We start from the raw sequence: 26,985 nt of genomic DNA, 5'->3' as shown, positions 1-26,985 counted from the left end.
TTTCGTGTTTTTAAAAAGATTAGAAATAGCAGGGTTTAAGTCTTTTGCTGAGCGTGTATCTGTTGATTTTGTCCCGGGTGTAACTTCTGTAGTAGGACCTAATGGAAGCGGGAAAAGTAATATTACTGATGCAATTCGCTGGGTACTTGGTGAACAATCTGCAAAATCATTACGTGGTGCAAAGATGGAGGATATTATTTTTGCAGGCAGTGATACGAGGAGAGCGGTTAATGTTGCTGAAGTAACAATAACTTTAAATAATGAAGATCAACGTTTACCAATTGAATACAATGAGGTGTGTGTAACACGTCGTGTATCTCGTTCAGGTGAAAGTGATTTTTATATTAATAAACAATCATGTAGATTGAAAGATATTATTGATTTATTTATGGACTCTGGTATGGGAAGAGAAGCTTTTTCAATTATTAGCCAGGGGAAAGTGGAAGAGATTTTAAGTAGTAAGTCAGAAGAGCGTCGAGGTGTATTTGAAGAAGCGGCAGGCGTACTAAAATACAAACTTCGCAAAAAGAAAGCTGAAGGAAAATTAGAAGAAACACAAGAAAACTTAAATCGTGTACAAGATATAATTCATGAATTAAGTAGTCAAGTAGAACCTTTAGAAAGACAAGCTTCTATTGCGAAAGATTATCTTGAGAATAAAGAAGAATTAGAGAAAGTAGAAGCTGCGCTTATTGTCCATGAAATTGAAGAATTGCATGAGAAATGGGAAGCACTTCGAAATCAGTTTGGGCATAATAAAAACGAAGAAGCTAAAATGTCAACGAATTTACAAAAAAGTGAAGAAGAACTTGAGGAATTACGAGGACAATTACAAGCGGTAGATGAGTCTGTAGACTCGTTGCAAGAGGTACTTCTTCTTTCTAGTAAAGAGCTAGAAAAACTAGAAGGGCAGCGCGAGTTGTTAAAAGAGAGAAAGCAAAATGCTACGACGCATTGTGCGCAACTTGAGCAGTTAATTGTTGAATTAACAGAGAAAGCTAAAATTTACGATGGTGAGATTGAGTCAAGTACAGAAGCTTTAATGCAATTTGTGAATGAAGTAAAAGAGTTGGAGCAAAAATTGCATGATAATGAGCAATTGCTTGCTACTTTTGCTGACAATTTAGAGGAACAGATTGAGAATTTAAAAGGTGACTATATTGAACTTTTAAATCAACAAGCTAGTCATCGCAATGAATTATCTATGATTGAAGAACAATCTAAACAGCAAACGTCTAAAAACGAGCGTCTAGATGAAGAGAATGCGAAATATGTAGAAATGCGTATGGAAATTACAGCGAAAAAGACGAAACTTGTAGAAAGTTACGAACAAGCGAAAGAAAAAGTAGCTGGCATTCTCTCAAACATACAGAAGACAGAGGCGGCACTTGGGAAATGTAAGACGCAGTATAGTGAAAATGAAACAAAACTATACCAAGCATACCAATTTGTGCAACAGGCACGTTCTCGAAAAGAAATGCTTGAAGAGATGCAAGAAGATTATTCTGGCTTCTATCAAGGTGTACGTGAAGTATTGAAAGCTAGAGAAAATAGGTTGCAAGGTATCGAGGGTGCTGTTGCGGAACTGTTAACGGTTCCGAAAGAATACGAAGTTGCAATGGAAATCGCTCTAGGTGCAGCGATGCAGCATATTGTTGTACAAACAGAGGAGCATGCTCGTAATGCGATTGCATTTTTAAAGCAAAATAAACATGGACGTGCAACGTTTTTACCGCAAGCTGTTATTAAAAGCAGATCGTTATCATTTGAGCAATTACGCATTGTAAATCAACACCCATCGTTTGTAGGTGTGGCGGCAGAACTTGTGCAGTACAACAATAAATATGAAAATGTAGTTTCAAATTTATTAGGTACTGTTATTGTTGCGAAAGATTTACGCGGAGCAAATGAGTTGGCGAAACAACTGCAATACCGTTATCGCATTGTAACAATTGAAGGTGACGTAGTGAATCCTGGCGGTTCTATGACTGGTGGGGCGGTAAAACAAGCGAAATCTTCTTTATTAGGACGCCAACGTGAACTGGAAGAGTGGACTCGCAAGTTAACTGATATGGAAGAAAAAACAACGAAGTTAGAAAACTTTGTTAAAGCAGTAAAACAAGAGATTCAAGAAAAAGAAGTGAAAATACGCGAACTAAGGCAAACTGTAGAAGTGGATCGTGTAGAAGAGCAGAAATTAAGAGAAGAGATTAATCGTTTAGAATTAGAAGAACATCGTATTAATGACCGCTTGTCTATTTATGATTTAGAGATTGAAGGGTTTTTACAAGATCGAGTAAAAATGCAAGGGCGTAAAGAGGAGTTAGAAGGGATTTTAGCGAATCTTCAAGCTGATATCACTGAGTTAGATAGTAAAATTGTAGCTTTAACAAAACAAAAAAGTGAGCAACATTCTTCGAAAGAAAAAGTTCAAAAAGAAATGACTGAATTAAAAGTGCTGGCAGCTGAAAAGCAACAACGCTTATCTAATCAAAAAGAAAAAGTTGAACGATTGACGAAGGAAAAAGAAGAAACGGATACGACACTTGTAAAAACGAAAGAGGATTTAGCATTCTTAAAACAAGAAATGACATCTAATTCAAGTGGTGAAGAGCAAATTACGAATATGATTGAGAAGAAAGCGTATGATCGTAATCAAACTTCAGAATTAATTCGCTCTCGTCGTGAACAACGTGTATCGTTGCAAGAGAGAGTAGAACATTTAGAACGCAATTTGAAAGAAACGACAGGTAAACATAAATATATTCTTGAAATGTTGAAAGATCAAGAAGTGAGAATAAACCGACTTGATGTAGAGTTGGAAAATAGATTACAACATTTACGTGAAACATATACGATTTCATTTGAAGCGGCGAAACTAAAATATACAATGACAATGCCTGCAGAAGATGCGCGTAAGAAAGTAAAATTAATCAAATTATCCATAGAAGAGTTAGGTACAGTGAACCTAGGGGCAATTGATGAATATGAACGTGTAGCGGAGCGTCATACATTCTTACTAGAGCAGAGAGACGATCTAGAAGAAGCGAAAACGACATTGCACCAGCTTATTACCGAAATGGATGAAGAAATGAAAAAGCGCTTTTCTACTACGTTTGAAGGCATTAGAATGGAATTTCAATCGGTATTCTCTGAATTATTTGGAGGCGGTAGAGCGGATTTAGTAATGACTAATCCAGAGGATTTACTAAATACGGGTATTGATATTGTAGCACAACCGCCAGGGAAGAAATTGCAGAACTTAGGTTTACTTTCAGGTGGAGAGCGTGCTTTAACGGCAATTGCGCTTTTATTTGGTATTTTAAAAGTGCGCCCAGTACCGTTCTGTGTACTAGATGAGGTAGAGGCCGCCCTTGATGAAGCGAATGTAGCTCGTTTTGCACAGTATTTAAAGAAATTTAGTGATGAGACGCAGTTTATTGTAATTACACATAGAAAAGGTACAATGGAAGAGTCTGATGTGTTGTACGGTGTAACAATGCAAGAATCAGGGGTATCTAAACTTGTTTCGGTTCGTTTAGATGCCGGAGAAGAACTTATTGCAAGTGAATAGGAAGGATGGGAAAGTATGAGTTTTTTTAAAAAACTAAAAGAAAAAATTTCAAAACAAACGGATACAGTAACAGAGAAATTTAAACACGGATTAGAAAAAACTAGAAATTCATTTGCGGATAAAGTGAATGATTTAGTGTATCGTTACCGTAAAGTGGACGAAGATTTCTTCGAAGAGTTAGAAGAAATCTTAATTGGTGCAGACGTTGGCGTTGCGACGGTAATGGAATTAATTGATCAATTGAAAGAAGAAGTACAACGTCGTAACATTCAAGATCCAAAAGAAGTACAAGCTGTTATTTCAGAAAAACTAGTGGGAATTTACAAAGGTGACAGCGATTTTAGTAACGAAATTAATATGCAAGAGGACCAATTAACGGTTGTTTTATTTGTTGGTGTTAACGGTGTAGGAAAAACGACAACAATTGGTAAACTGGCGCATAAGTTTAAATCAGAAGGTAAGTCAGTCCTATTGGCAGCAGGAGACACATTCCGTGCTGGGGCGATTGAACAATTAGAAGTATGGGGCGATCGTGTTGGTGTAGAAGTGATTAAACAAGGATCTGGATCTGATCCAGCGGCGGTTATGTATGACGCTGTACAAGCTGCGAAAGCACGTAAGGTAGATGTATTACTATGTGACACAGCAGGACGCTTGCAAAATAAAGTAAACTTAATGAAAGAGTTAGAGAAGGTGAAGCGTGTAATTGAGCGTGAAGTACCAGGTGCTCCTCATGAAGTATTGCTTGTTATTGATGCAACAACAGGACAAAACGGTTTAAGCCAAGCGAAAACATTCCGGGAGGCAACGAATGTAACTGGTATTGTTTTAACGAAGTTAGATGGAACTGCTAAAGGTGGTATTGTATTAGCGATTCGTAACGAAATGGATGTACCGGTGAAGTTTGTTGGATTAGGAGAGCAAATGGATGATTTGCAGCAGTTTGATCCAGAACAATATGTGTATGGTTTATTTGCGAACTTAGTAGAAACAGAAGAAGTATAAGCGAAAGAAGCGGTATTTCCGCTTCTTTTTCTATAAAAACATATGATGTTAAGAAAAAAACTTGACACTCTTTTGGACTCCATGTAAACTAATTCATGTAAAGGGAAATCACTTAACAAAGGATGATCCAACATGCTCGAAAAAACAACGAGAATGAACTATTTATTTGATTTTTATCAATCGTTGTTAACGCAAAAACAAAGAAGTTATATGTCGCTTTATTATCTAGATGATTTATCTCTTGGTGAAATTGCGGAAGAATTTGATGTAAGTCGCCAAGCCGTGTATGATAACATTAAACGGACTGAAGCGATGCTTGAAGAATATGAAGAAAAATTAGTATTACTTCAAAAGTTTCAAGAGCGACAGCGACTTGTTGCAAAGCTAAAACAGCTAATCAGCGAAGAAGAGCATGTGAATGAAGAAATGAAACAAGTTGTTGAAGCTATCGAAAAATTAGATTAGGAGGGCGGCAATATGGCATTTGAAGGATTAGCCGACCGACTTCAACAGACAATGCAAAAAATCCGCGGCAAAGGAAAAGTTTCTGAAGCCGATGTGAAAGAAATGATGAGAGAAGTTCGTCTAGCTCTTTTAGAAGCAGATGTTAACTTTAAAGTAGTAAAAGATTTTGTGAAGCGTGTGTCTGAACGTGCTGTCGGACAAGATGTAATGAAAAGTTTGACACCTGGACAACAAGTAATTAAAGTTGTACAGGAAGAACTTACAGAACTTATGGGCGGAGAGCAAAGCAAAATTGCTGTTGCTAATAAGCCACCGACTGTTATTATGATGGTTGGTCTGCAAGGTGCGGGTAAAACAACGACGACAGGTAAGCTTGCGAATTTGCTTCGTAAAAAGCATAATCGTAAACCGATGCTTGTTGCAGCTGATATTTACCGTCCAGCAGCAATTAAACAGCTTGAAACATTAGGGAAGCAATTGGACATGCCTGTATTTTCTTTAGGAGATCAAGTAAGTCCTGTTGAAATTGCGAAACAAGCGATTGCAAAAGCAAAAGAAGATCATCATGATTATGTTTTAATCGATACAGCGGGTCGCCTGCATATTGATGAAGAACTAATGGATGAATTAGCGAAAGTTAAAGAAGTTGCGAAACCGGATGAAATTTTCCTTGTTGTCGATGCGATGACGGGACAAGACGCGGTAAATGTTGCACAAAGTTTCCATGAACAGTTAGGTTTAACAGGTGTTGTATTAACGAAATTAGATGGTGATACGCGCGGTGGTGCTGCATTATCTATTAAGGCTGTAACAAACACACCGATTAAATTTGCTGGTATGGGTGAAAAACTAGATGCAATTGAAGCGTTCCATCCAGAGCGTATGGCATCCCGTATTTTAGGGATGGGCGATGTCTTAACATTGATTGAAAAAGCGCAAGCTACAGTTGATGAAGAGAAAGCAAAAGAACTTGAGCAAAAAATGCGTACGCTTTCGTTTACGCTTGACGATTTCCTAGAACAACTTGGACAAGTGCGTCAACTTGGGCCGCTTGATGAATTGTTAGGAATGCTTCCTGGTGCAAATAAAATTAAAGGGCTGAAAAATGCGCAAGTTGATGAAAAACAAATTGGGCATATTGAGGCAATTATTCGTTCTATGACTAAATTAGAACGAGAACAACCGGAAATAATCAATGCTAGTCGCAAAAAGCGCATTGCCAAAGGTAGCGGTACAACTGTACAAGAAATCAATCGTCTAATCAAACAATTCGATGACATGAAAAAAATGATGAAGACGATGACTGGAATGCAAAAAGGCAAGAAAAAAGGACTAGGTGGATTGAAGTTTCCATTCATGTAAGGAAAAAAAGATGGCTCTGTTAAGAAAAAATACTTTACAAAGCAATAGTCTTTTTGCTAATATAATTATCTGTGTGAAATAAATTCGGAGGTGCTTTATAAATGGCAGTTAAAATTCGTTTAAAACGTATGGGAGCTAAAAAAACTCCTTTCTATCGTGTAGTTGTTGCAGATTCTCGTTCTCCTCGTGACGGACGTTTCATTGAGGAAATCGGAACTTACAATCCAGTTGCTCAACCAGCTGAAGTTAAGATCAACGAAGAAGCAGCATTAAAATGGTTAGGAAATGGTGCTAAACCATCTGATACAGTTCGTAACTTATTCTCTAACCAAGGTATCATGGAGAAATTCCACTTATCTAAACAAGGTAAGTAATTGAGGCAATGACTATGAAGAAGTTAGTCGAGACGATTGTCAAGCCTCTTGTCGATCATCCTGAAGATGTAAAAGTTACACAGGAACTTTACAACGGAGAGATAAAGTATCGATTAACTGTACATCCTGAGGATGTTGGAAAAGTCATTGGAAAGCAAGGGAGAGTTGCGAAAGCGATTCGAATGCTCTTGTATTCAGTGGGACATCATAATGATGAAAAAGTAACACTGGAAATTCAATAAACGTAAAAAGGGCGAGGAGTTATTCCTCTCCCTTTTTTAACATTTAAATAGAGATTGCATGTTCCATATATGAAATGGAGATGCTTAATTTATATAGAAACCAGGGGTGACATACTATTTATGACAAAATGGTTTAACGTAGGGAAAATTGTAAATACTCATGGCGTAAGAGGAGAAATCCGTGTTATTTCTCGTACTGATTTTCCAGAAGAGCGATATAAAGTAGGAAACACACTATACATATCGAATGAGAAAGACACAGACTACCTTCCGGTGAAGGTAACTTCTCATCGCCAACATAAGACATTCGATTTATTAACATTTGAAGGATATAACAATGTAGATGAAGTAGAGAAGTTTAAAGGTTCTTTAATAAAAGTACCAGAAGAGCAGTTAGGCGAACTTGCTGAAGGTGAATACTACTATCACGAAATTATTGGTTGCAGCGTTGTAACGGAAGAAGGAGAAGCGCTAGGGACAATCAAAGAAATTCTCTCTCCTGGTGCAAATGATGTTTGGGTGATTAAACGTCCGAAGGGTCAAGATCTTTTAATTCCTTATATTGATGACGTTGTACTTCAAGTTAATATTGAAAATAAATTAGTAACCATTCATGTAATGGAAGGGTTGCTATAATGAAAATTGATATTTTAACGTTGTTCCCAGACATGTTTACCGGTGTATTTGGATCTTCTATATTAAAGAAGGCGCAAGAAAAAGAAGCGGTAAACCTTCGTGTTGTTAACTTTCGTGATTATACAACAAGTAAGCATAATAGCGTAGACGATTATCCTTACGGCGGAGGAGCTGGTATGGTGCTTACTCCTCAGCCTATTTTTGATGCTGTAGAAGATTTGACGAAAGAGACAGAGCGTAAGCCGAGAGTTGTCTTAATGTGTCCGCAGGGCGAAAGATTTACGCAGAAGAAAGCGGAAGAGCTTGCAGAGGAAGAACATTTGATCTTTGTATGTGGGCATTATGAAGGGTATGACGAACGAATTCGTGAGCATCTCGTAACGGATGAGATTTCTATTGGTGACTATGTATTAACGGGCGGAGAATTAGCTTCTATGGTTATTACTGATAGTGTTGTACGTCTCTTGCCAGGCGTGCTAGGAAATCATGCTTCACAAGTGGAGGATTCGTTTAGTACAGGTTTATTAGAGCATCCTCATTATACACGTCCGGCTGATTTTCGTGGTATGAAGGTACCGGATGTATTAATGTCAGGGAATCATAAAAATATTGACGAATGGCGACATAAGGAATCTTTGCGCCGTACGTATACGCGTAGACCTGATTTGTTAGATGATAGAGATCTATCTAAACAAGAGAAAAAATGGCTTGAGGAAATAAAGCGAGAGCAGTAATAACTTCATATATTTGCTATTGCAACAGGCCTAGTAATATGCTATTATAACATTTGTGCTACTGAAATCAGTAGCCGTATTAACGATGTTCCGCTGTAATTTATTAAGACTTTATAAGAGCATCTGTTTAAAGGAGAGAATTTAATATGCAACAATTAATCGCAGAAATTACAAAAGGCCAATTAAAAACTGACCTTCCTTCATTCCGTCCTGGTGACACTTTACGTGTACACGTAAAAGTTGTTGAGGGAACTCGTGAAAGAATTCAGCTTTTCGAAGGTGTTGTAATTAAACGTCGTGGTGGCGGAATTAGTGAAACATTCACAGTTCGTAAGATTTCTTACGGTGTAGGTGTTGAGCGTACATTCCCAGTTCACACGCCAAGAATCGCGAAAATCGAAGTACTTCGCCGTGGTAAAGTACGTCGTGCTAAGTTATACTACTTACGTAACCTTCGCGGTAAAAAAGCACGTATTAAAGAAATTCGATAAGACATGTATGGGAGCTTGTAAATGCACAAGCTCCCTTTTTCCAATCTATATGAAATTTTGGTATAATACGAACAGCTTACATAACCGTGGAGGGGAAATGCATGAAAAAAGAGAAGAGTTCACTTTGGGAATGGATTAAAGCAATTTTGATTGCTGTTGTATTAGCTGGTGTTATTAGACAGTTTTTCTTTGCTCCAATTCTCGTAGACGGGGTATCGATGGCACCTACCTTACATGATCGTGATCGAATGATTGTGAATAAAATTGGTTATCACATTGGAGATCCAAAACGCTTTGATATTATCGTATTTCGAGCAACAGAAGATAAAGATTACATTAAGCGCATTATAGGCCTGCCAGGCGATGAAATAGAGTATCGTAATGATAAACTGTATGTTAACGGAAAGGCTTATGAGGAGCCGTATTTAGACAAGCAGAAAAAGCAAATTGCTGACGGACCGCTTACATATGATTTTAATCTTGAAGAAATGACAGGCAAGAAAACTGTTCCAAAAGATCAATTATTTGTTTTAGGTGATAATCGTCGTTTTAGTAAAGATAGCCGTTCAATCGGTACGATTTCAAAGGATCAAGTAATTGGTAAAGCCAATATGTTATATTGGCCGTTAGAAGACGCACGTATTGTGAAATAAATGAAAAAGAAGGTGGCAACATGGTAATTCAATGGTTTCCAGGGCATATGGCGAAGGCTAGACGCCAAGTAACGGAGAAATTAAAATTAATTGATGTTGTAATTGAGCTTGTAGATGCTCGATTACCATTATCATCTCGAAACCCAATGATTGATGAAATCATTACACATAAGCCGAGGCTTGTTGTTTTAAATAAAGCGGATATGGCAGATGATCGTTTAACAAAACAATGGATCGCATATTTTAAAGAAAAAGGCCATATGGCAATTTCGATTAATGCGCAAGCTGGACAAGGTATGAAAGAAATTGCAGCAGCTTGTAAAGTGCTTGTTAAAGAAAAATTTGATAAAATGGTTGCAAAAGGTATTAGACCGAGAGCGATTCGCGCATTAATTGTAGGTATACCAAATGTTGGTAAATCTACATTGATTAATAAATTGGCAAAGAAAAATATTGCTAAAACAGGAGATCGTCCAGGTGTGACAACAGCTCAACAATGGATTAAAGTTGGGAAGGAAATGGAATTGTTAGATACGCCAGGTATTCTGTGGCCTAAATTTGAAGATCAATTAGTGGGTCTTCGCTTAGCGACGACGGGTGCAATTAAAGATTCAATTTTAAATTTACAAGATGTAGCTGTTTACGCATTACGTTTTATGGAGAAACATTATCCAGAACGCTTGAAAGAACGCTACAATTTAAATGAGATTCCAGAAGATATTGTGGAATTATTCGATGCAATTGGAAAAAATAGAGGCTGCTTAATGGGCGGCGGAATGATTGATTATGATAAGACATCTGAGCTTGTACTTCGTGAGCTTCGTGGTGGCAAACTTGGAAAAATGACGTTTGAGACACCGGAAGAGTTTGCAGAGCAAGTAGAAGATGTGGAAAAAATAGAAGAAGTATAAGACGTGCGTTTGTGCGTCTTTTCTTTTTGGATACGTTTAAAAAGGAGCTTGTATAAATGCAAACAATGACGATAAAAGAAGCGGAAAATGTATTGAAAGAAATTATGAATGAAGAAGATGATCGCTTTCAACTGTTAATGAAAGATGAGCGAAAAGGCGTTCAAAAGCTCGTTTTGAAGTGGTATAAACAAAAAGAGTTAGAACAGAAAGAAAAAGAGAAGTTTTTTGAAATGTCCAAGTATGAAAATGGTTTGCGTGAAAAAGGGGTCACATATATCGCAGGTATTGATGAAGTAGGGCGCGGGCCATTGGCTGGGCCTGTTGTGACGGCAGCTGTCGTTCTTCCTGAGGATTTTTATATTCCAGGGTTAAATGACTCAAAAAAGCTGAGTGAAGCGAAACGTGAGCGTTTTTATGATGAAATAAAAGTACAAGCGATTGCAATTGGAGTTGGAATTGTATCACCGCAAGTTATTGATGAAATTAATATTTACCAAGCAACGAAACAAGCGATGTTAGATGCTGTTGCAAATTTATCTTATACACCCCAACATTTATTAATTGATGCGATGAAGCTTCCCACACCAATTCCGCAAACTTCAATTATTAAAGGTGATGCGAAAAGTGTTTCGATTTCAGCTGCATCCATTATCGCAAAAGTAACGAGAGATCGTATGATGAAAGAACTGGGAGAGAAGTATCCTGAATACGGATTTGAGCAACATATGGGATATGGCACAAAGCAACATTTAGAGGCAATTGAAGTGCATGGAGTATTAGAGGAACACCGAAAGTCATTCGCGCCAATTAAAGATATGATTCAAAAATAAGCTGTAAATATGCAGCTTATTTTTTATTTTGGCATATAAACATTACTATTTTCGAAAAAGAATAAAGCGATTTCAGTTTTCTGACACTTTATTGTAGACAGCGTGCCAATCATCTTATACAATGGCAATGTAATGTTTTTTAAACATTAAAAAACTTTTCGAGTAAAACAGGAAAACAGGGGAGGATGGGACCATGAATATCCATGAGTACCAAGGTAAGGCAGTCCTTAGAAGCTATGGGGTTAGCGTTCCGAACGGGAAGGTTGCATTTACAGTAGAAGAAGCTGTAGAAGCAGCGAAAGAATTAGGAACAGATGTATGTGTAGTGAAAGCACAAATTCACGCTGGTGGACGCGGCAAAGCTGGCGGAGTAAAAGTTGCAAAAAATTTAGATGAAGTTCGTACATATGCAGAAAGCATTTTAGGAACTACACTTGTGACACATCAAACAGGTCCTGAAGGTAAGGAAGTAAAACGCTTACTTATCGAAGAAGGTTGCGATATTAAAAAAGAATATTATGTAGGTCTAGTTTTAGATCGTGCAACTTCTCAAGTTGTTTTAATGGCTTCTGAAGAAGGCGGAACAGAAATTGAAGAAGTAGCAGAAAAAACACCTGAAAAAATCTTTAAAGAATATATTGATCCGGCAGTAGGCTTACAAGGTTTCCAAGCGCGCCGAATTGCATTTAACATCAATATTCCAAAAGAGCTTGTAGGACAAGCTGTGAAGTTTATGATGGGCTTATACCGTGCGTTTATTGAAAAAGATTGCTCTATCGCTGAGATTAACCCACTTGTTACAACAGGTGAAGGTAAAGTTATGGCACTAGATGCAAAATTAAACTTTGATTCTAATGCGTTATATCGCCATAAAGACATTTTAGAGCTTCGTGATCTTGACGAAGAAGATGCAAAAGAAATTGAAGCTTCAAAATACGACTTAAACTACATTCCTTTAGATGGAAATATCGGTTGTATGGTTAATGGTGCAGGTTTAGCGATGGCTACAATGGATATCATTAAACATTACCACGGTGACCCAGCTAACTTCTTAGATGTTGGTGGCGGTGCAACTGCTGAAAAAGTTACAGAAGCATTCAAAATTATCCTTTCTGACAAAAATGTAAAAGGTATCTTCGTTAACATTTTTGGTGGCATTATGAAGTGTGATGTTATTGCAGAAGGTGTTATTGAAGCAACGAAACAGGTAGGTCTTGAGTTACCTTTAGTTGTACGTCTTGAAGGTACAAACGTAGAACTAGGTAAGAAAATTTTAAATGAGTCTGGCTTAAATATTGTTGCAGCAGAATCTATGGCAGACGGTGCACAAAAAATTGTTTCACTAGTGGGCTAATAGAAAGCGGGGGAGAAAAATGAGCGTATTAGTTAATAAAGATACAAAAGTTATTGTTCAAGGTATTACAGGTTCTCAAGGTTTATTCCATACAAAACAAATGATTGAATACGGTACGAAAATTGTCGGTGGTGTAACGCCAGGTAAAGGTGGCACTGATATTGAAGGTGTACCAGTATTTGATACTGTAGAAGATGCAGTGAAAGCAACAGGCGCAAACGCTTCAGTTGTATACGTTCCACCCGCTTTTGCGGCTGATGCAATTATGGAAGCAGTTGATGCAGAAATTGATTTAGTAGTATGTATTACTGAAGGAATTCCTGTATTAGATATGGTAAACGTAAAGAGATATATGGCTGGTAAACATACACGTTTACTTGGACCAAACTGCCCAGGTGTTATCACGCCTGATGAATGTAAAATCGGTATTATGCCAGGATACATTCATAAAAAAGGTCATGTAGGTATCGTATCGCGCTCTGGTACTTTAACGTATGAAGCTGTACACCAGTTAACACAAGAGGGTATTGGACAATCTACTGCTGTAGGTATCGGCGGGGACCCTGTTAACGGTACAGACTTTATTGATGCGTTAAAAGCATTTAATGAAGATGAAGAAACACATGCTGTAATTATGATTGGTGAAATCGGCGGTACAGCAGAAGAAGAGGCAGCTGAATGGGTAAAAGCTAATATGACAAAACCTGTTGTAGGCTTCATTGGTGGTCAAACAGCGCCTGCTGGCAAACGTATGGGCCATGCTGGTGCAATCATTTCTGGCGGTAAAGGAACTGCTGCTGAAAAGATTAAAACAATGGAAGCTTGTGGCATTAAAGTAGCTGAAACTCCAGCAGTTATGGGAGAAACGCTAATCTCTGTTTTAAAAGAAAAAGGTTTATTTGAGACTTGCAAAAACTATTAATCTGTTGAAAGACACCCTCTTACTTGAGGGTGTCTTTTTACACTTTTTCTGTTTACATAATAAAAATTATGGGTAAGGAGAATTGAGATGAAAAGAGAGCGATTATTACATCTTCATTACTTGCTAGCAGATTATTGGAAAGCGATGGAGAGGCTACTATATGTCGATCCAGAATTAAAGAACATATATACTTTTAACGAAAAACAAATGGAATACTACACTGGAATATCCTCGAAAAAATCTTCAGAACTAGTGAAATTTCTTCAAAGTTCAAATCTTCCGCAATATATATCTTATTTAGAGAAAAATCGTATTTTTTATATAACGATATGGGATGAAAATTATCCGCAATTATTACGTGAAATACAAGATCCTCCCTTCGTTTTATATGGAAAAGGAGAAAAAGATTTTCTCAATAAAGTAAATAAATTAGCAGTTGTTGGAACGAGAGAACCATCATTATATGGTCATGAGAGTTTGAAGTTTATTTTACACCCTTTATTAGAAAGAGAGTGGCTTATTGTCAGTGGGTTTGCAAAAGGGATAGATACAATGTCTCATGAGATTACAGTAAGGCATCATTGCCCGACTATTGCGATATTAGGGCACGGATTGTCGTTTATGTATCCGAAAGAAAATAGACATTTATATGAAATGTGGAAGGAATATATATTGTTATTGACAGAGTATCCTCCGCACTATGCACCGAAAAAATGGTATTTTCCAAAAAGGAACCGGATTGTTAGTGGTATAAGTAAAGGTGTTTTAGTTGTAGAAGCCAAATCGAGAAGTGGAACACTTATTACTGCAGACCTTGCGTTAGAGCAAAATAGAGAGGTGTTTGCGCTTCCTGGACCTATATTTATAGAGGGGGCATCGGGAACGAATCATCTTATTCAACAAGGAGCAAAATTAGTAAGAAATGCAGAAGATATCTTGGAGGAGATTTTAAATTAACCTTATATTTTTAAATTTTTATTAAACAATTATTGACAAATGGTAGATTGGCACTGTATGGTATATTCATTCTTGATTGACAAAAACAAGAGAAATCAATAAGATTAATGAAGACTTGAATCCACCTCTTAAGGAGGCACTAGCATGTCAGATTACCTCGTAATCGTGGAGTCGCCTTCTAAGGCGAAGACCATTGAGAAATATTTAGGGAAAAAATACAAAGTTGTCGCGTCTATGGGACATGTTCGCGATTTGCCAAAAAGTCAAATGGGGATAGAAGTAAAGAACAACTTCACCCCGAAGTATATTACCATTCGTGGTAAAGGTCCCGTCTTAAAGGATTTAAAATCAGCGGCGAAAAAAGCAAAGAAAGTTTATCTCGCGGCCGATCCAGACCGCGAAGGGGAAGCGATTGCTTGGCATTTAGCGAATACGTTAAATGTGGACGTTGAATCAGATTGTCGGGTTGTGTTTAATGAGATTACGAAAGATGCAATCAAAGAATCATTTAAACATCCTCGCGCAATTAATATGGATTTAGTAGATGCACAACAAGCAAGACGCATACTTGATCGTCTTGTTGGTTACAATATTAGTCCTTTATTATGGAAGAAAGTAAAAAAAGGATTAAGTGCAGGGCGTGTACAATCTGTAGCAGTTCGTTTAATCATCGAACGTGAAAAGGAAATTCAAAGCTTTGAACCTGAAGAATTCTGGACAATTAAAACAGAATTTGTAAAAGGAAAAGACACATTTGAAGCAAGTTTTTACGGTGTAGATGGTGAAAAAGTTCAATTAACGAATGAAACGCAAGTGAATGAAATAATTGAACAGATGAAAGACAATGCGTTTTCAGTTGAAAATGTAACGCGCAAAGAGCGAAAACGTAATCCTGCATTACCGTTTACAACATCTTCCTTGCAACAAGAAGCAGCACGTAAGTTAAATATGCGAGCAAAGAAAACGATGATGCTTGCACAGCAATTGTATGAAGGGATAGATCTTGGAAAACAAGGAACTGTAGGTCTTATTACGTATATGAGAACTGATTCAACACGTATCTCAGAAACAGCTCAAACAGAGGCACGTACTTACATCACTGAAGCGTATGGTACGGAATACATAGGAACAGAAAAGAAGAAAGAATCGAAAAAGTCAAATGCACAAGATGCACATGAGGCAATTCGTCCTACTTCGGTAATGAGAAAGCCAGAGGAACTGAAAAGTTTCTTAAGTCGTGATCAACTTCGATTATATAAATTGATTTGGGAGCGATTTGTTGCAAGTCAAATGGCGTCTGCTATAATGGATACTGTGACAGCGAGACTCATTAATAACAATGTTCAGTTCCGTGCAAGTGGATCGGTTGTAAAGTTCCCAGGATTTATGAAAGTGTATGTAGAGTCGAAAGATGATGGTGCGGAAGAAAAGGATAAGATGTTGCCGCCTTTAGAAGTAGGGGAAACTGTATTTTCAAAGGATTTAGAACCGAAGCAACATTTTACACAACCTCCTCCGCGCTATACAGAGGCCCGTCTAGTAAGAACACTTGAAGAACTTGGAATTGGAAGACCGTCGACTTATGTACCTACACTTGAAACGATTCAAAAACGTGGATATGTAGGTTTGGATAATAAACGCTTCGTTCCGACTGAACTTGGTGAAATAGTAATTGAACTTATTTTAGAGTTTTTCCCAGAAATTATTAACATTGAATTTACTGCCAATATGGAGCAAAGCCTTGATGAAGTAGAAGAAGGAAATGCCAATTGGGTGAAAATTGTTGATGATTTCTACGTAGGATTTGAACCGCGCTTAGAAAAAGCGGAAAAAGAAATGCGTGAAGTGGAAATTAAAGATGAGCCAGCTGGGGAAGACTGTGAATTATGCGGACATCCAATGGTCTTTAAAATGGGTAAATACGGGAAGTTTATGGCTTGTTCGAATTTCCCTGATTGTCGTAATACAAAAGCGATTGTGAAAGAAATCGGTGTAACTTGTCCGAAATGTGAAGAAGGACAAATTATTGAGCGTCGCAGTAACAAAAAGAAACGTCTTTTCTATGGATGCGGTACGTATCCAGAGTGTGACTTTGTATCTTGGGATAAGCCAATTGGTCGTAAATGTCCGAAGTGTGAAGGCATGCTTGTAGAGAAAAAGTTAAAAAAAGGCGTGCAAGTACAATGTATTTCGTGCGATTATGAAGAAGAACAACAAATGTGAGCGTAACTGCTCACATTTTTTTCGGGAAGAAAAGGAAAGGTGATATAAATGACAACACAAGTAGTAAACGTCATTGGCGCAGGTCTTGCAGGAAGTGAAGCAGCTTACCAAATTGCAAAACGTGGTGTCCAAGTTAGATTATATGAAATGAGGCCGGTAAGGCAAACACCAGCTCATCACACAGATAAATTTGCTGAATTAGTATGTAGTAACTCACTTCGTGCAAACACTTTAACAAATGCAGTTGGAGTTATTAAAGAGGAAATGCGTTTAATGGATTCTGTAATTATTCGTGCGGCAGACGAGTGCTCTGTACCAGCTGGAGGTGCTTTAGCTGTAGACCGTCATGAGTTCGCAGCTAAAGTAACAGAATACGTAAAAAACCATCCGAATGTAACTGTAGTGAACGAAGAGCTTACTGAAATTCCAGAAGGACCAACAATTATTGCAACAGGTCCACTTACATCTCCTGATCTTGCTGCACAATTAAAAGAACTAACAGGTGAAGATTATTTCTATTTCTACGATGCGGCAGCACCAATCGTAGAAAAAGACAGCATTGACATGAATAAAGTATATTTAAAATCGCGTTATGACAAAGGTGAAGCTGCATATTTAAATTGCCCAATGACAGAAGAAGAGTTTGACCGTTTTTATGAGGCTTTAATTGCTGCTGAGACAGTGCCTTTAAAAGAGTTTGAAAAAGAAATTTTCTTTGAAGGTTGTATGCCAGTAGAAGTTATGGCAAGTAGAGGGAGACAGACGCTAGTATTTGGACCTATGAAACCTGTTGGATTGGAAGATCCAAAAACAGGAAAAACGCCATATGCTGTTGTTCAGTTGCGTCAAGATGATGCAGCGGGAACTTTATACAATATCGTAGGTTTCCAAACGCATTTAAAATGGGGACCACAAAAAGAAGTGCTACAGTTAATTCCGGGACTGGAAAATGCAGAGATTGTACGTTATGGTGTAATGCATCGTAATACGTTTATTAATTCACCTAATTTGCTTCGTCCAACATATCAATATAAACAACGTGATGATTTATTCTTCGCTGGTCAAATGACTGGAGTAGAGGGATATGTTGAATCAGCAGCATCAGGATTATTAGCGGGAATTAATGCTGCACGTCTTGTGCAAGGTGAAGAGCCAGTTGTATTACCGTCAGTAACTGCAATGGGTAGCATGGCAAATTACATTACGGCAACAAATGCTAAAAACTTCCAACCGATGAATGCAAACTTCGGTCTATTTGCACCGTTAGAGAAAAAGATCAAAAAGAAAGCGGAACGAAATGAAGCATACGCAACACGAGCTTTAGAAACAATTCAAAATTTTGTAAATATTTAATTAAATTTCTTGCAAAGGCTACTAAGTTGTGATACGATTTAGTAGCCTTTATTGAGGTGAGTTGTGTGAATGTGAAGAAATTGTTACAATTATTCGTTGGATATTTACAAATTGAAAGAAATTATTCAAAATATACAATTGCAAGTTATCAAAATGATTTAGAACATTTTGTGCAATTTATGGAGCGAGAAGGCATATCCTCTTTTTTAGACGTTACATACGCGGATGTTCGTTTGTACTTAACGACGTTGCACGATGAAAAGTTAGCCCGTAAATCTGTCGCAAGAAAAGTATCAAGCTTACGAAGTTTATATCGTTTTTTGATGCGTGAAGGTTATCGAAAAGATAATCCGTTTGCACTTGCGTCACTCCCCAAAAAAGAATTGTCAATCCCAAAGTTTTTATATGCTGAAGAGTTAGAGGAATTATTTGAAGTTTCTGACACGGGAACACCATTAGGTCAAAGGAATCAAGCTTTATTAGAGTTGATGTATGCGACTGGAATCCGTGTGAGTGAATGTGTCAATTTACAACTTACCGATATTGACTTTGCGGTGGGAACAATTTTAGTAATGGGAAAAGGAAAAAAACAAAGGTATATTCCGTTCGGAAGCTATGCGCAAGATTCTTTAATTACTTATATAGAGAATGGGAGAAAACAGTTAGTTAATAAGACTGACGAAGACTCTCGTATGGTATTTTTAAATGCGAAAGGTACACCGCTAACAAGTCGTGGAGTACGTTATGTTTTAAATGAACTCATTAAAAAGGCGTCACTGACAATGCGGATAAGTCCCCATATGTTAAGGCATACATTTGCTACACACATGTTAGATGAAGGGGCGGATTTACGTACTGTACAGGAGCTATTAGGTCATGAGAATTTGTCGACTACACAAATTTATACGCATGTATCTAAAGAAAGATTGCGTTCTGTTTACATGAAGCATCACCCGCGGGCATAAATTGCTTTAAAAGCTATAAAAACAAATAAAGGAGTTTTTTCTATGGGGAATTTCCACGCTACAACGATATTTGCAGTTCATCATAATGGAGAATGTGCAATGGCTGGAGATGGTCAGGTGACAATGGGAAATGCTGTTGTAATGAAACATACAGCTCGTAAAGTTCGCAGACTTTTCCAAGGTAAAGTTTTAGCTGGTTTTGCAGGTTCAGTTGCTGATGCATTTACTCTTTTTGAAATGTTTGAAGGGAAATTAGAAGAGTATAATGGCAACTTGCAGCGTGCTGCTGTTGAAATGGCAAAACAATGGCGTGGCGATAAAATGTTACGTCAACTAGAAGCGATGCTCATTGTCATGGATAAAACAACTATGCTTCTTGTTTCAGGTACAGGAGAAGTGATTGAACCGGATGATGGTATTTTAGCAATTGGATCTGGTGGAAATTATGCGCTTTCTGCAGGTCGTGCTTTAAAGCAATATGCAAGTGAACACTTAACAGCGAAACAAATTGCGAAAGCGAGTTTAGAGATTGCTGGTGATATTTGTGTTTATACGAATCACAACATAATTGTTGAAGAATTGTAGAATCGTAAGGGAGGCATTTTATATGCATTTACATTTTACTCCGCGCCAAATTGTGGAAAAATTAGATCAATATATCATCGGTCAAAAAGACGCAAAGAAAGCGGTTGCTGTAGCGTTGAGAAATCGATACCGTCGCAGTAAATTAGCTGAAAATTTACGTGATGAAATAGCACCTAAAAACATTTTGATGATTGGACCGACAGGTGTTGGGAAAACAGAGGTAGCACGACGAATGGCGAAACTCGTTGGAGCACCTTTTATTAAGGTTGAGGCTACAAAATTCACAGAAGTTGGATATGTGGGTAGAGATGTAGAGTCGATGGTACGTGACCTTGTGGAAACATCGGTTCGTATCGTAAAAGAAGAAATGGTAGTGAAAGTTCAAGATAAAGCAGAAGAGCAAGCGAATCAACGTCTTGTTGAAATTTTAGTACCGAGTCCGGAGAAGCAATCTGGATTTAAAAATCCATTAGAGATGCTTTTTGGGGGCGCTCAAAATTCGAGTCAAACGTCTGATACACAAGAAGATGGTGAAATCGAAAAGAAACGTCAAGATGTGGAGAGAAAGCTTGCTGCAGGGCTTCTTGAAGAAGAGATTGTATCGATTGAAGTGACTGAGCAACAGTCGTCAATGTTTGATATGTTACAAGGAACTGGCATGGAGCAAATGGGAATGAATTTCCAAGATGCGTTAGGGAGTTTTATGCCGAAAAAAACAAAAAAACGTAAACTTTCTGTAAAAGAAGCAAGAAAACTCTTGACAAATGAAGAGGCACAGCGCTTAATTGATATGGATGAAGTTACACAAGAGGCTGTTTATCGTGCTGAACAGCTCGGGATTATTTTTATCGATGAAATTGACAAAATTGCTGGTAAGCAGTCGAATAGCGTAGATGTATCACGTGAAGGTGTGCAACGTGACATTTTGCCAATTGTAGAAGGGTCGAATGTTGCGACAAAATACGGATCAGTAAAAACGGATTATATTTTATTCGTTGCAGCTGGAGCGTTCCATATGTCTAAACCGTCGGATTTAATTCCGGAATTGCAAGGGAGATTTCCGATTCGAGTAGAATTAACAAAATTATCGACAGACGATTTTGTTAAAATATTAATCGAGCCTGACAATGCGTTAATTAAACAATATATGGCATTATTAGCGACTGAAGGTATAGAAATTGAATTTTCAGACGAAGCTATTCGTAAGATTGCTGAGATTGCTTATCAAGTTAATCAGGATACAGATAATATTGGAGCAAGAAGACTTCATACGATTATGGAGAAGCTCCTTGAAGATTTATCGTTTGAAGCATCTGAAATTACGTTAGAGAAAATAACGATAACCCCTCAATACGTTGAGGAGAAATTAGCAACAATTGCTAAAAATAAAGATGTGAGCCAGTTTATTTTGTAATAGTGTCATCAGGTGACTCGCCCTAGTTTCCAAGTGATGAAAAAATATGTGAGTAACATGTAGGAGGAACTTTTGAAATGGAATTATTAGCAAAAACAAGAAAATTAAATGCGTTATTACAGAGCGCAGCAGGGAAGCCTGTAAACTTTAGAGAAATGTCTGACACAATGTGTGAAGTAATCGAAGCAAACGTATTCGTAGTTAGTCGTCGTGGTAAATTACTAGGTTATGCAATTCACCAACAAATCGAAAACGAACGCATGAAGCAAATGCTTGCAGAACGTCAATTCCCAGAAGAATATACACAAAGCTTATTCAACATTACAGAAACATCTTCAAACTTAGATGTGAACAGTGCTTACACAGCATTCCCGGTAGAAAACAGAGAATTATTTGGTCAAGGTTTAACTACAATCGTACCAATCGTTGGTGGTGGTGAGCGTCTAGGTACTTTAGTATTAGCTCGTCTTGGTCAAGAGTTCTTAGATGACGATTTAATCCTTGCTGAGTACAGCTCAACTGTTGTAGGCATGGAAATCTTACGTGAAAAAGCAGAAGAAATCGAAGAGGAAGCACGTAGTAAAGCTGTTGTTCAAATGGCGATCAGCTCATTATCTTACAGTGAGTTAGAAGCAATTGAGCATATCTTCGAAGAATTAAATGGAATAGAAGGTTTACTTGTTGCAAGTAAAATTGCTGATCGTGTAGGAATTACTCGTTCTGTAATCGTAAATGCACTACGTAAATTAGAAAGTGCTGGTGTAATTGAGTCTCGCTCTTTAGGTATGAAAGGAACATACATTAAAGTGCTAAACGACAAGTTTCTACAGGAACTTGCTAAATTAAAAACAAACTAATTTATAAAAAACTCTCCTCGATCGAGGAGAGTTTTTTTGTGCAATGGATTGATGGCGCTTGTGAAAAGTGCCATAAGCGTGTTTTCTGGGAAAACTATTAATTGTGTTTTACTTTTTTGCTTAAAAGAAATGAAGGTTGGTAATACTAGAATTCGAGTATGAACAAAGAAAGTTTTACATTGTTCGCATTTTCGACTTGATTGTAATATTTCAGTATGATATAGTAAGCAGTGGTGTCAGTACAAAGTACACACGTTTACTGATTTAAGTGTTGGTGCTACGTTTGTAGTTTCGCTTAGAGATGAAGTAAACGGAGGATATCAAAAACCATTTAGGAGGAACTATATTATGTCAGTAATTTCTATGAAGCAATTGCTTGAAGCTGGTGTTCATTTCGGACATCAAACTCGTCGTTGGAACCCAAAAATGAAGCGTTACATTTTCACAGAGCGTAACGGTATCTACATCATCGACTTACAAAAAACTGTGAAAAAAGTTGAGGAAGCTTACAGAACGATGCGCGACATCGCTGCTGAAGGTGGAGACATCTTATTCGTAGGTACTAAAAAACAAGCACAAGAAGCTATTAAAGAAGAAGCAACTCGTGCTGGTATGTACTTCGTTAACCAACGTTGGTTAGGCGGAACTTTAACAAACTTCCAAACAATCCAAAAGCGTATCAAGCGTCTTAAAGACATCGAAAGAATGCAAGAAGATGGTACTTTCGAAGTACTTCCTAAGAAAGAAGTTGTTCAACTTAAAAAAGAGTTAGAGCGTCTTGAGAAATTCTTAGGCGGTATTAAAGATATGAAAGGTCTTCCAAGTGCATTATTCGTAGTAGACCCTCGTAAAGAGCGTATTGCAGTTGCTGAAGCACGCAAATTACACATTCCAATCATCGGTATCGTTGATACAAACTGTGATCCAGACGAAATCGATCACGTTATTCCAGCAAACGATGATGCAATTCGTGCTGTAAAACTTCTTACATCTAAAATGGCAGACGCGATCCTTGAAGCAAAACAAGGTGAAGAAACTGTTACTGCGTAACAAAGTTGGAAAGGTGATAAGGGGTTCGGCCTTTTATCACCTTTTTTAAGGTATAAACACCTTTATAAAAGGTATAAATACATATTTTAGGAGGATGAAAAATATGGCAATCACTGCTCAAATGGTAAAAGAATTACGTGAAAAAACTGGCGCAGGTATGATGGACTGCAAAAAAGCTTTAACAGAAACTAACGGCGACATGGAGAAGGCAATTGACTTCTTACGCGAAAAAGGTATTGCGAAAGCTGCTAAAAAAGCAGACCGCATTGCTGCTGAAGGTTTAACTTTCATCGAAACAAACGGTAACGACGCTTTAATCTTAGAATTAAACTCTGAAACTGATTTCGTTGCGAAAAACGAAGGTTTCCAAGCACTAATTAAAGAATTAGCTGCTCACTTATTAACTAACAAACCAGCTAACGTTGAAGAAGCTATGGCTCAAACAATGGAAAACGGTAAAAACGTTGAAGAGCACATCAATGAAGCAATCGCTAAAATTGGTGAAAAACTTACACTTCGTCGTTTCGAAATCGTATCAAAAACTGATGCAGATGCATTCGGCGCTTACCTACACATGGGTGGACGCATTGGTGTATTAACAGTTCTTGAAGGTTCTACTGATGAAGCTGCTGCTAAAGATGTTGCAATGCACATCGCTGCAGTTAACCCTAAATACATCGACCGCGATGCTGTAACAGCTGAAGAAGTTGAGCATGAGCGTCAAGTATTAACACAACAAGCATTAAACGAAGGCAAGCCTGAAAAAATCGTTGCAAAAATGGTTGAAGGCCGTCTAGGCAAATTCTTCGAAGAGATTTGCTTACTTGACCAAGCATTCGTTAAAAACCCTGATATGAAAGTTCGTCAGTTCGTTGAGTCTAAAGGCGGAACATTAAAAGGATTCGTTCGCTACGCTGTTGGTGAAGGTATCGAAAAACGCGAAGACAACTTTGCTGAAGAAGTAATGAACCAAGTAAAAGGTAGTAACTAATACAGATTAGGGAACACATTGTGTTCCCTTTTTTAAAATAAAGATGTAAGCAATTGGAGGTTCATTATGAGTAAACCGAAATATAATCGTGTCGTTTTAAAGCTAAGTGGAGAAGCTTTAGCTGGAGAGCAAGGATTTGGAATTAATCCAACTGTTATTAAGTCAGTTGCAGAACAAGTAAAAGAAATTGCAGAACTTGATGTAGAGGTTGCTGTTGTTGTTGGTGGCGGTAACATTTGGCGTGGGAAAATTGGAAGTGAAATGGGCATGGATCGTGCAGGAGCAGATTACATGGGCATGTTAGCTACAGTTATGAATTCATTAGCTCTTCAAGATAGCTTGGAGAATATTGGAATCCAAACTCGTGTACAAACTTCAATTGAGATGCGTCAAGTGGCAGAGCCTTACATTCGCCGTAAAGCAGTTCGTCACTTAGAGAAAAAACGTGTTGTTATCTTTGCAGCAGGTACAGGTAATCCATACTTCTCTACAGATACAACAGCAGCATTACGTGCAGCGGAAATCGAAGCAGACGTTATTTTAATGGCAAAAAATAATGTGGATGGCGTATATAGCGCAGATCCATCTATTGACCCAACAGCTACGAAATACGAAACGCTTACTTACTTAGATGTATTAAAAGAAGGTTTAGGTGTAATGGATTCTACAGCTTCTTCTCTATGTATGGATAATGATATTCCATTAATTGTATTCTCAGTTATGGAAAAAGGTAATATTAAACGTGCCGTTTTAGGCGAAAATATTGGAACAGTTGTAAGGGGGAAATAAATATGGGACAACAAGTATTGAAGTCTTCAAATGAAAAAATGGAAAAAGCAGTTGCTGCTTATTCTCGTGAATTAGCAACAGTTCGCGCTGGTCGTGCAAGCTCGTCTGTATTAGATAAGGTACAAGTTGATTACTATGGTGCACCAACACCAGTTGTGCAATTAGCGAACATTACAGTTCCAGAAGCACGTTTACTTGTAATTCAACCTTATGATAAAACTTCTATCGGTGATATCGAAAAAGCAATTTTAAAAGCAGATTTAGGCTTAAACCCTTCTAATGATGGAACTGTAATTCGTATTGCATTCCCTGCATTAACAGAAGAGCGTCGTCGTGATCTTGTTAAAGTTGTGAAAAAATATGCTGAAGAAGCAAAAGTAGCTGTTCGTAACGTACGTCGTGACGGAAATGATGATCTTAAGAAGCTTGAAAAAGCTGGCGAGATTACAGAAGATGATTTAAGAGGATATACTGAAGATATCCAAAAAGAAACAGATAAATATATTGCAAAAGTTGACGAAATCGCAAAAAACAAAGAAAAAGAAATCATGGAAGTGTAATAGCGATAACTTCGCAAATATGACCCTCTTCTTAAGGGGGTCTTTTTACACTTTTAGGCATACGTCTGCTTGTTGGAGGGTATGAATGATGTTTAAAAACTTTCCTTTTTTTAAAGGTAAAAAGGACACATCGTTTGATCATCTCGTTGAAGAAGTGAAAAAAGGATATATCCCAGAACATATTGCCATCATTATGGATGGGAATGGAAGATGGGCAAAGAGGAGAGCAATGCCTCGTATTGCGGGACATCATGAAGGTATGCAAGTTGTAAAGAAAATTACAAAATTTGCAAGTAAACTTAATGTGAAAGTGTTAACTCTTTATGCTTTTTCAACTGAGAACTGGAAAAGACCGAAAAAGGAAGTTGATTATTTAATGAAGCTTCCAGAAGAATTTCTAGGTACATTTTTACCAGAATTGATTGAAGAAAACGTACAAGTCCGAGTAATAGGGCAAAAAGATCGTCTTCCTACGCATACACGCAGAGCGATGGAGAAAGCCATGGAAGATACGAAAGAGAATACGGGATTAATTCTTAATTTCGCGTTAAACTATGGAAGTCGAGATGAAATCGTTTCTGCTGTGCAACATATGATGAAAGATAATGAGGAAGGAAAAATTCGTTCTGAAGAGGTAAGTGAAGAAATGCTTTCCTCCTACTTAATGACGAGTTCTTTACCCGATCCAGAGTTATTAATCCGAACAAGCGGAGAGCTACGTATTAGTAATTTCATGTTATGGCAAATTGCATATTCGGAGTTTTGGTTTACAGATGTGTATTGGCCAGACTTCAAAGAAGAACATTTGCTAAATGCGATTACTGACTTTCAACATAGAGGGCGCAGATTCGGAGGCGTGTAGAAAGAGAGGGTTTGGTAGTGAAACAGAGAATTATTACTGGAGTGGTTGCTGCCGCGCTATTCATTCCCATCGTAATATACGGTGGCGTGCCTTTTACGGTTTTAGTGTATGCACTTGCTTCTATAGGTTTATATGAATTAATTCGTATGAATAAGCTTACGCTTATTTCAGTACCGACAGTTTTAGCTGCAGTATTATTGTGGATTCTTTTAATTCCAAGTAGTGCATCAGAACTGTTTACATGGATTGGATTAGGTAAATTGGAAATCACATTTGTGATTGTTTTATTACTTTTATCATATACAGTCCTTTCTAAGAATACATTTACTTTTGATAATGCTTCATTTTTACTAATGGCAACGACATATGTGGCAATGGGATTCTTATATTTAAATGAAACGAGAATATTAGGAATTAAATATGTGTTTTGTGCATTATTTGTTATATGGGCTACTGATTCAGGCGCATATTTCGTAGGAAAAGCATTGGGCAAGAGAAAATTGTGGCCAGAAATTAGTCCAAATAAAACGATTGAAGGTTCATTAGGCGGCATCGTTTGTGGAATTATTGTGGCACTTGTTTACAACGTGTTCTTCCCAGTCGAATCGAATGTAGTAATTTTAATTGTGCTGACAATTATCATTTCTATTTTTGGACAAATTGGTGATTTAGTACAATCTGCTTTTAAACGTCATTATGGCGTAAAGGATTCAGGTACAATTTTACCTGGGCATGGTGGTATATTAGATCGAACAGATAGTTGGTTATTCGTTTTACCAATTCTCTACTTCTTATTACAATACAATTAATAAATGAACGAGGGGTT

Annotated in this window: 27 protein-coding genes; all 27 read left to right on the top strand. The window is 37.5% G+C overall.

Annotated elements, in window-relative coordinates; all coding sequences use genetic code 11:
* Positions 1-4: 4 nt before the first annotated feature.
* The 27 genes from smc to cdsA all read left to right on the top strand — a co-directional run bounded on the left by smc (position 5) and on the right by cdsA (position 26,968).
* Entirely contained in the window at positions 5-3,574 is a 3,570-nt protein-coding gene (gene smc, locus AC1Q51_RS06445; protein WP_075717457.1) for a chromosome segregation protein SMC, read from the top strand.
* Between the two features lie 15 nt (positions 3,575-3,589).
* Positions 3,590-4,579 carry a signal recognition particle-docking protein FtsY gene (ftsY, locus tag AC1Q51_RS06440; RefSeq protein ID WP_000007642.1) on the top strand — a complete coding sequence of 330 codons (990 nt, stop codon included), beginning with the start codon at positions 3,590-3,592 and terminating at the stop codon, positions 4,577-4,579.
* Positions 4,580-4,711: 132 nt separating this feature from the next.
* On the top strand, positions 4,712-5,044 hold the full coding sequence (locus tag AC1Q51_RS06435) for a putative DNA-binding protein (protein WP_000891062.1): 333 nt from the start codon (positions 4,712-4,714) through the stop codon (positions 5,042-5,044).
* A 12-nt stretch (positions 5,045-5,056) separates the two neighbouring features.
* Entirely contained in the window at positions 5,057-6,406 is a 1,350-nt protein-coding gene (ffh, locus tag AC1Q51_RS06430) for a signal recognition particle protein (protein WP_000863460.1), read from the top strand.
* Positions 6,407-6,507: 101 nt separating this feature from the next.
* The gene (rpsP, locus tag AC1Q51_RS06425) at positions 6,508-6,780 is read left to right on the top strand and encodes a 30S ribosomal protein S16 (RefSeq protein ID WP_000268750.1); all 273 of its coding nucleotides are present in this window, start codon (positions 6,508-6,510) and stop codon (positions 6,778-6,780) included.
* Between the two features lie 14 nt (positions 6,781-6,794).
* Positions 6,795-7,022 carry a KH domain-containing protein gene (locus AC1Q51_RS06420; RefSeq protein ID WP_000737399.1) on the top strand — a complete coding sequence of 76 codons (228 nt, stop codon included), beginning with the start codon at positions 6,795-6,797 and terminating at the stop codon, positions 7,020-7,022.
* Between the two features lie 120 nt (positions 7,023-7,142).
* The gene (gene rimM, locus AC1Q51_RS06415; RefSeq protein ID WP_000170272.1) at positions 7,143-7,658 is read left to right on the top strand and encodes a ribosome maturation factor RimM; all 516 of its coding nucleotides are present in this window, start codon (positions 7,143-7,145) and stop codon (positions 7,656-7,658) included.
* The gene (trmD, locus tag AC1Q51_RS06410) at positions 7,658-8,392 is read left to right on the top strand and encodes a tRNA (guanosine(37)-N1)-methyltransferase TrmD (protein ID WP_000686899.1); all 735 of its coding nucleotides are present in this window, start codon (positions 7,658-7,660) and stop codon (positions 8,390-8,392) included. Before rimM ends, trmD begins: the two co-directional genes overlap by 1 nt.
* A 146-nt stretch (positions 8,393-8,538) precedes the next feature.
* The gene (gene rplS / locus AC1Q51_RS06405) at positions 8,539-8,883 is read left to right on the top strand and encodes a 50S ribosomal protein L19 (protein WP_001186516.1); all 345 of its coding nucleotides are present in this window, start codon (positions 8,539-8,541) and stop codon (positions 8,881-8,883) included.
* A gap of 101 nt (positions 8,884-8,984) precedes the next feature.
* Positions 8,985-9,536, top strand: a complete 552-nt coding sequence (lepB, locus tag AC1Q51_RS06400) for a signal peptidase I (protein ID WP_000711852.1) — start codon at positions 8,985-8,987, stop codon at positions 9,534-9,536.
* 20 nt (positions 9,537-9,556) lie between these two features.
* A complete protein-coding gene (gene ylqF / locus AC1Q51_RS06395; protein ID WP_000236702.1) occupies positions 9,557-10,447 on the top strand; it encodes a ribosome biogenesis GTPase YlqF in 891 nt (296 codons plus the stop codon).
* A gap of 56 nt (positions 10,448-10,503) precedes the next feature.
* Positions 10,504-11,277: a ribonuclease HII gene (gene rnhB, locus AC1Q51_RS06390; RefSeq protein ID WP_098284587.1), complete on the top strand. Its 774-nt coding sequence runs from the start codon at positions 10,504-10,506 to the stop codon at positions 11,275-11,277.
* Positions 11,278-11,470: 193 nt separating this feature from the next.
* Complete coding sequence (gene sucC, locus AC1Q51_RS06385; protein WP_001020790.1) at positions 11,471-12,631, top strand: ADP-forming succinate--CoA ligase subunit beta; 1,161 nt, start codon at positions 11,471-11,473, stop codon at positions 12,629-12,631.
* A gap of 19 nt (positions 12,632-12,650) precedes the next feature.
* The gene (gene sucD / locus AC1Q51_RS06380) at positions 12,651-13,553 is read left to right on the top strand and encodes a succinate--CoA ligase subunit alpha (protein WP_000115178.1); all 903 of its coding nucleotides are present in this window, start codon (positions 12,651-12,653) and stop codon (positions 13,551-13,553) included.
* Between the two features lie 87 nt (positions 13,554-13,640).
* On the top strand, positions 13,641-14,510 hold the full coding sequence (gene dprA / locus AC1Q51_RS06375) for a DNA-processing protein DprA (protein ID WP_000818046.1): 870 nt from the start codon (positions 13,641-13,643) through the stop codon (positions 14,508-14,510).
* Between the two features lie 144 nt (positions 14,511-14,654).
* Entirely contained in the window at positions 14,655-16,733 is a 2,079-nt protein-coding gene (gene topA / locus AC1Q51_RS06370; RefSeq protein ID WP_001286955.1) for a type I DNA topoisomerase, read from the top strand.
* 48 nt (positions 16,734-16,781) lie between these two features.
* Positions 16,782-18,086, top strand: coding sequence for an FADH(2)-oxidizing methylenetetrahydrofolate--tRNA-(uracil(54)-C(5))-methyltransferase TrmFO (gene trmFO, locus AC1Q51_RS06365; RefSeq protein WP_000213006.1), 1,305 nt, complete (start codon positions 16,782-16,784; stop codon positions 18,084-18,086).
* A gap of 65 nt (positions 18,087-18,151) precedes the next feature.
* The gene (gene xerC / locus AC1Q51_RS06360) at positions 18,152-19,051 is read left to right on the top strand and encodes a tyrosine recombinase XerC (RefSeq protein WP_001101245.1); all 900 of its coding nucleotides are present in this window, start codon (positions 18,152-18,154) and stop codon (positions 19,049-19,051) included.
* Positions 19,052-19,093: 42 nt separating this feature from the next.
* On the top strand, positions 19,094-19,636 hold the full coding sequence (gene hslV, locus AC1Q51_RS06355; RefSeq protein ID WP_000526274.1) for an ATP-dependent protease proteolytic subunit HslV: 543 nt from the start codon (positions 19,094-19,096) through the stop codon (positions 19,634-19,636).
* A gap of 22 nt (positions 19,637-19,658) precedes the next feature.
* On the top strand, positions 19,659-21,050 hold the full coding sequence (hslU, locus tag AC1Q51_RS06350; RefSeq protein WP_000550085.1) for an ATP-dependent protease ATPase subunit HslU: 1,392 nt from the start codon (positions 19,659-19,661) through the stop codon (positions 21,048-21,050).
* Positions 21,051-21,127: 77 nt separating this feature from the next.
* Entirely contained in the window at positions 21,128-21,907 is a 780-nt protein-coding gene (gene codY / locus AC1Q51_RS06345; RefSeq protein ID WP_492331455.1) for a GTP-sensing pleiotropic transcriptional regulator CodY, read from the top strand.
* 348 nt (positions 21,908-22,255) lie between these two features.
* Positions 22,256-22,957, top strand: a complete 702-nt coding sequence (gene rpsB, locus AC1Q51_RS06340) for a 30S ribosomal protein S2 (RefSeq protein ID WP_000111485.1) — start codon at positions 22,256-22,258, stop codon at positions 22,955-22,957.
* A gap of 103 nt (positions 22,958-23,060) precedes the next feature.
* Complete coding sequence (gene tsf / locus AC1Q51_RS06335; RefSeq protein WP_001018577.1) at positions 23,061-23,948, top strand: translation elongation factor Ts; 888 nt, start codon at positions 23,061-23,063, stop codon at positions 23,946-23,948.
* Between the two features lie 66 nt (positions 23,949-24,014).
* Entirely contained in the window at positions 24,015-24,737 is a 723-nt protein-coding gene (gene pyrH / locus AC1Q51_RS06330; RefSeq protein WP_000042669.1) for a UMP kinase, read from the top strand.
* 2 nt (positions 24,738-24,739) lie between these two features.
* Positions 24,740-25,297: a ribosome recycling factor gene (frr, locus tag AC1Q51_RS06325; protein ID WP_000531505.1), complete on the top strand. Its 558-nt coding sequence runs from the start codon at positions 24,740-24,742 to the stop codon at positions 25,295-25,297.
* An 85-nt stretch (positions 25,298-25,382) separates the two neighbouring features.
* The gene (gene uppS / locus AC1Q51_RS06320; protein ID WP_000971296.1) at positions 25,383-26,159 is read left to right on the top strand and encodes an undecaprenyl pyrophosphate synthase; all 777 of its coding nucleotides are present in this window, start codon (positions 25,383-25,385) and stop codon (positions 26,157-26,159) included.
* A gap of 17 nt (positions 26,160-26,176) precedes the next feature.
* The gene (gene cdsA / locus AC1Q51_RS06315) at positions 26,177-26,968 is read left to right on the top strand and encodes a phosphatidate cytidylyltransferase (RefSeq protein ID WP_000813592.1); all 792 of its coding nucleotides are present in this window, start codon (positions 26,177-26,179) and stop codon (positions 26,966-26,968) included.
* Positions 26,969-26,985 lie beyond the last annotated feature (17 nt).

It is taken from the genome of Bacillus sp. MT94 (assembly GCF_058792475.1).
This window is presented reverse-complemented; position numbering and strand designations above follow the sequence as displayed.

Bases quoted from the DNA above. Each gene is read 5' to 3' on its own strand.
- trmFO (WP_000213006.1), top strand. From the start codon at position 16,782: ATGACAACACAAGTAGTAAACGTCATTGGCGCAGGTCTTGCAGGAAGT.
- dprA (WP_000818046.1), top strand. From the start codon at position 13,641: ATGAAAAGAGAGCGATTATTACATCTTCATTACTTGCTAGCAGATTAT.
- AC1Q51_RS06435 (WP_000891062.1), top strand. From the start codon at position 4,712: ATGCTCGAAAAAACAACGAGAATGAACTATTTATTTGATTTTTATCAA.
- trmD (WP_000686899.1), top strand. From the start codon at position 7,658: ATGAAAATTGATATTTTAACGTTGTTCCCAGACATGTTTACCGGTGTA.
- rpsP (WP_000268750.1), top strand. From the start codon at position 6,508: ATGGCAGTTAAAATTCGTTTAAAACGTATGGGAGCTAAAAAAACTCCT.
- sucD (WP_000115178.1), top strand. From the start codon at position 12,651: ATGAGCGTATTAGTTAATAAAGATACAAAAGTTATTGTTCAAGGTATT.
- ffh (WP_000863460.1), top strand. From the start codon at position 5,057: ATGGCATTTGAAGGATTAGCCGACCGACTTCAACAGACAATGCAAAAA.
- AC1Q51_RS06420 (WP_000737399.1), top strand. From the start codon at position 6,795: ATGAAGAAGTTAGTCGAGACGATTGTCAAGCCTCTTGTCGATCATCCT.
- pyrH (WP_000042669.1), top strand. From the start codon at position 24,015: ATGAGTAAACCGAAATATAATCGTGTCGTTTTAAAGCTAAGTGGAGAA.
- topA (WP_001286955.1), top strand. From the start codon at position 14,655: ATGTCAGATTACCTCGTAATCGTGGAGTCGCCTTCTAAGGCGAAGACC.
- rimM (WP_000170272.1), top strand. From the start codon at position 7,143: ATGACAAAATGGTTTAACGTAGGGAAAATTGTAAATACTCATGGCGTA.
- sucC (WP_001020790.1), top strand. From the start codon at position 11,471: ATGAATATCCATGAGTACCAAGGTAAGGCAGTCCTTAGAAGCTATGGG.
- rnhB (WP_098284587.1), top strand. From the start codon at position 10,504: ATGCAAACAATGACGATAAAAGAAGCGGAAAATGTATTGAAAGAAATT.
- rpsB (WP_000111485.1), top strand. From the start codon at position 22,256: ATGTCAGTAATTTCTATGAAGCAATTGCTTGAAGCTGGTGTTCATTTC.
- codY (WP_492331455.1), top strand. From the start codon at position 21,128: ATGGAATTATTAGCAAAAACAAGAAAATTAAATGCGTTATTACAGAGC.
- hslV (WP_000526274.1), top strand. From the start codon at position 19,094: ATGGGGAATTTCCACGCTACAACGATATTTGCAGTTCATCATAATGGA.
- uppS (WP_000971296.1), top strand. From the start codon at position 25,383: ATGATGTTTAAAAACTTTCCTTTTTTTAAAGGTAAAAAGGACACATCG.
- tsf (WP_001018577.1), top strand. From the start codon at position 23,061: ATGGCAATCACTGCTCAAATGGTAAAAGAATTACGTGAAAAAACTGGC.
- ylqF (WP_000236702.1), top strand. From the start codon at position 9,557: ATGGTAATTCAATGGTTTCCAGGGCATATGGCGAAGGCTAGACGCCAA.
- hslU (WP_000550085.1), top strand. From the start codon at position 19,659: ATGCATTTACATTTTACTCCGCGCCAAATTGTGGAAAAATTAGATCAA.
- rplS (WP_001186516.1), top strand. From the start codon at position 8,539: ATGCAACAATTAATCGCAGAAATTACAAAAGGCCAATTAAAAACTGAC.
- lepB (WP_000711852.1), top strand. From the start codon at position 8,985: ATGAAAAAAGAGAAGAGTTCACTTTGGGAATGGATTAAAGCAATTTTG.
- ftsY (WP_000007642.1), top strand. From the start codon at position 3,590: ATGAGTTTTTTTAAAAAACTAAAAGAAAAAATTTCAAAACAAACGGAT.
- frr (WP_000531505.1), top strand. From the start codon at position 24,740: ATGGGACAACAAGTATTGAAGTCTTCAAATGAAAAAATGGAAAAAGCA.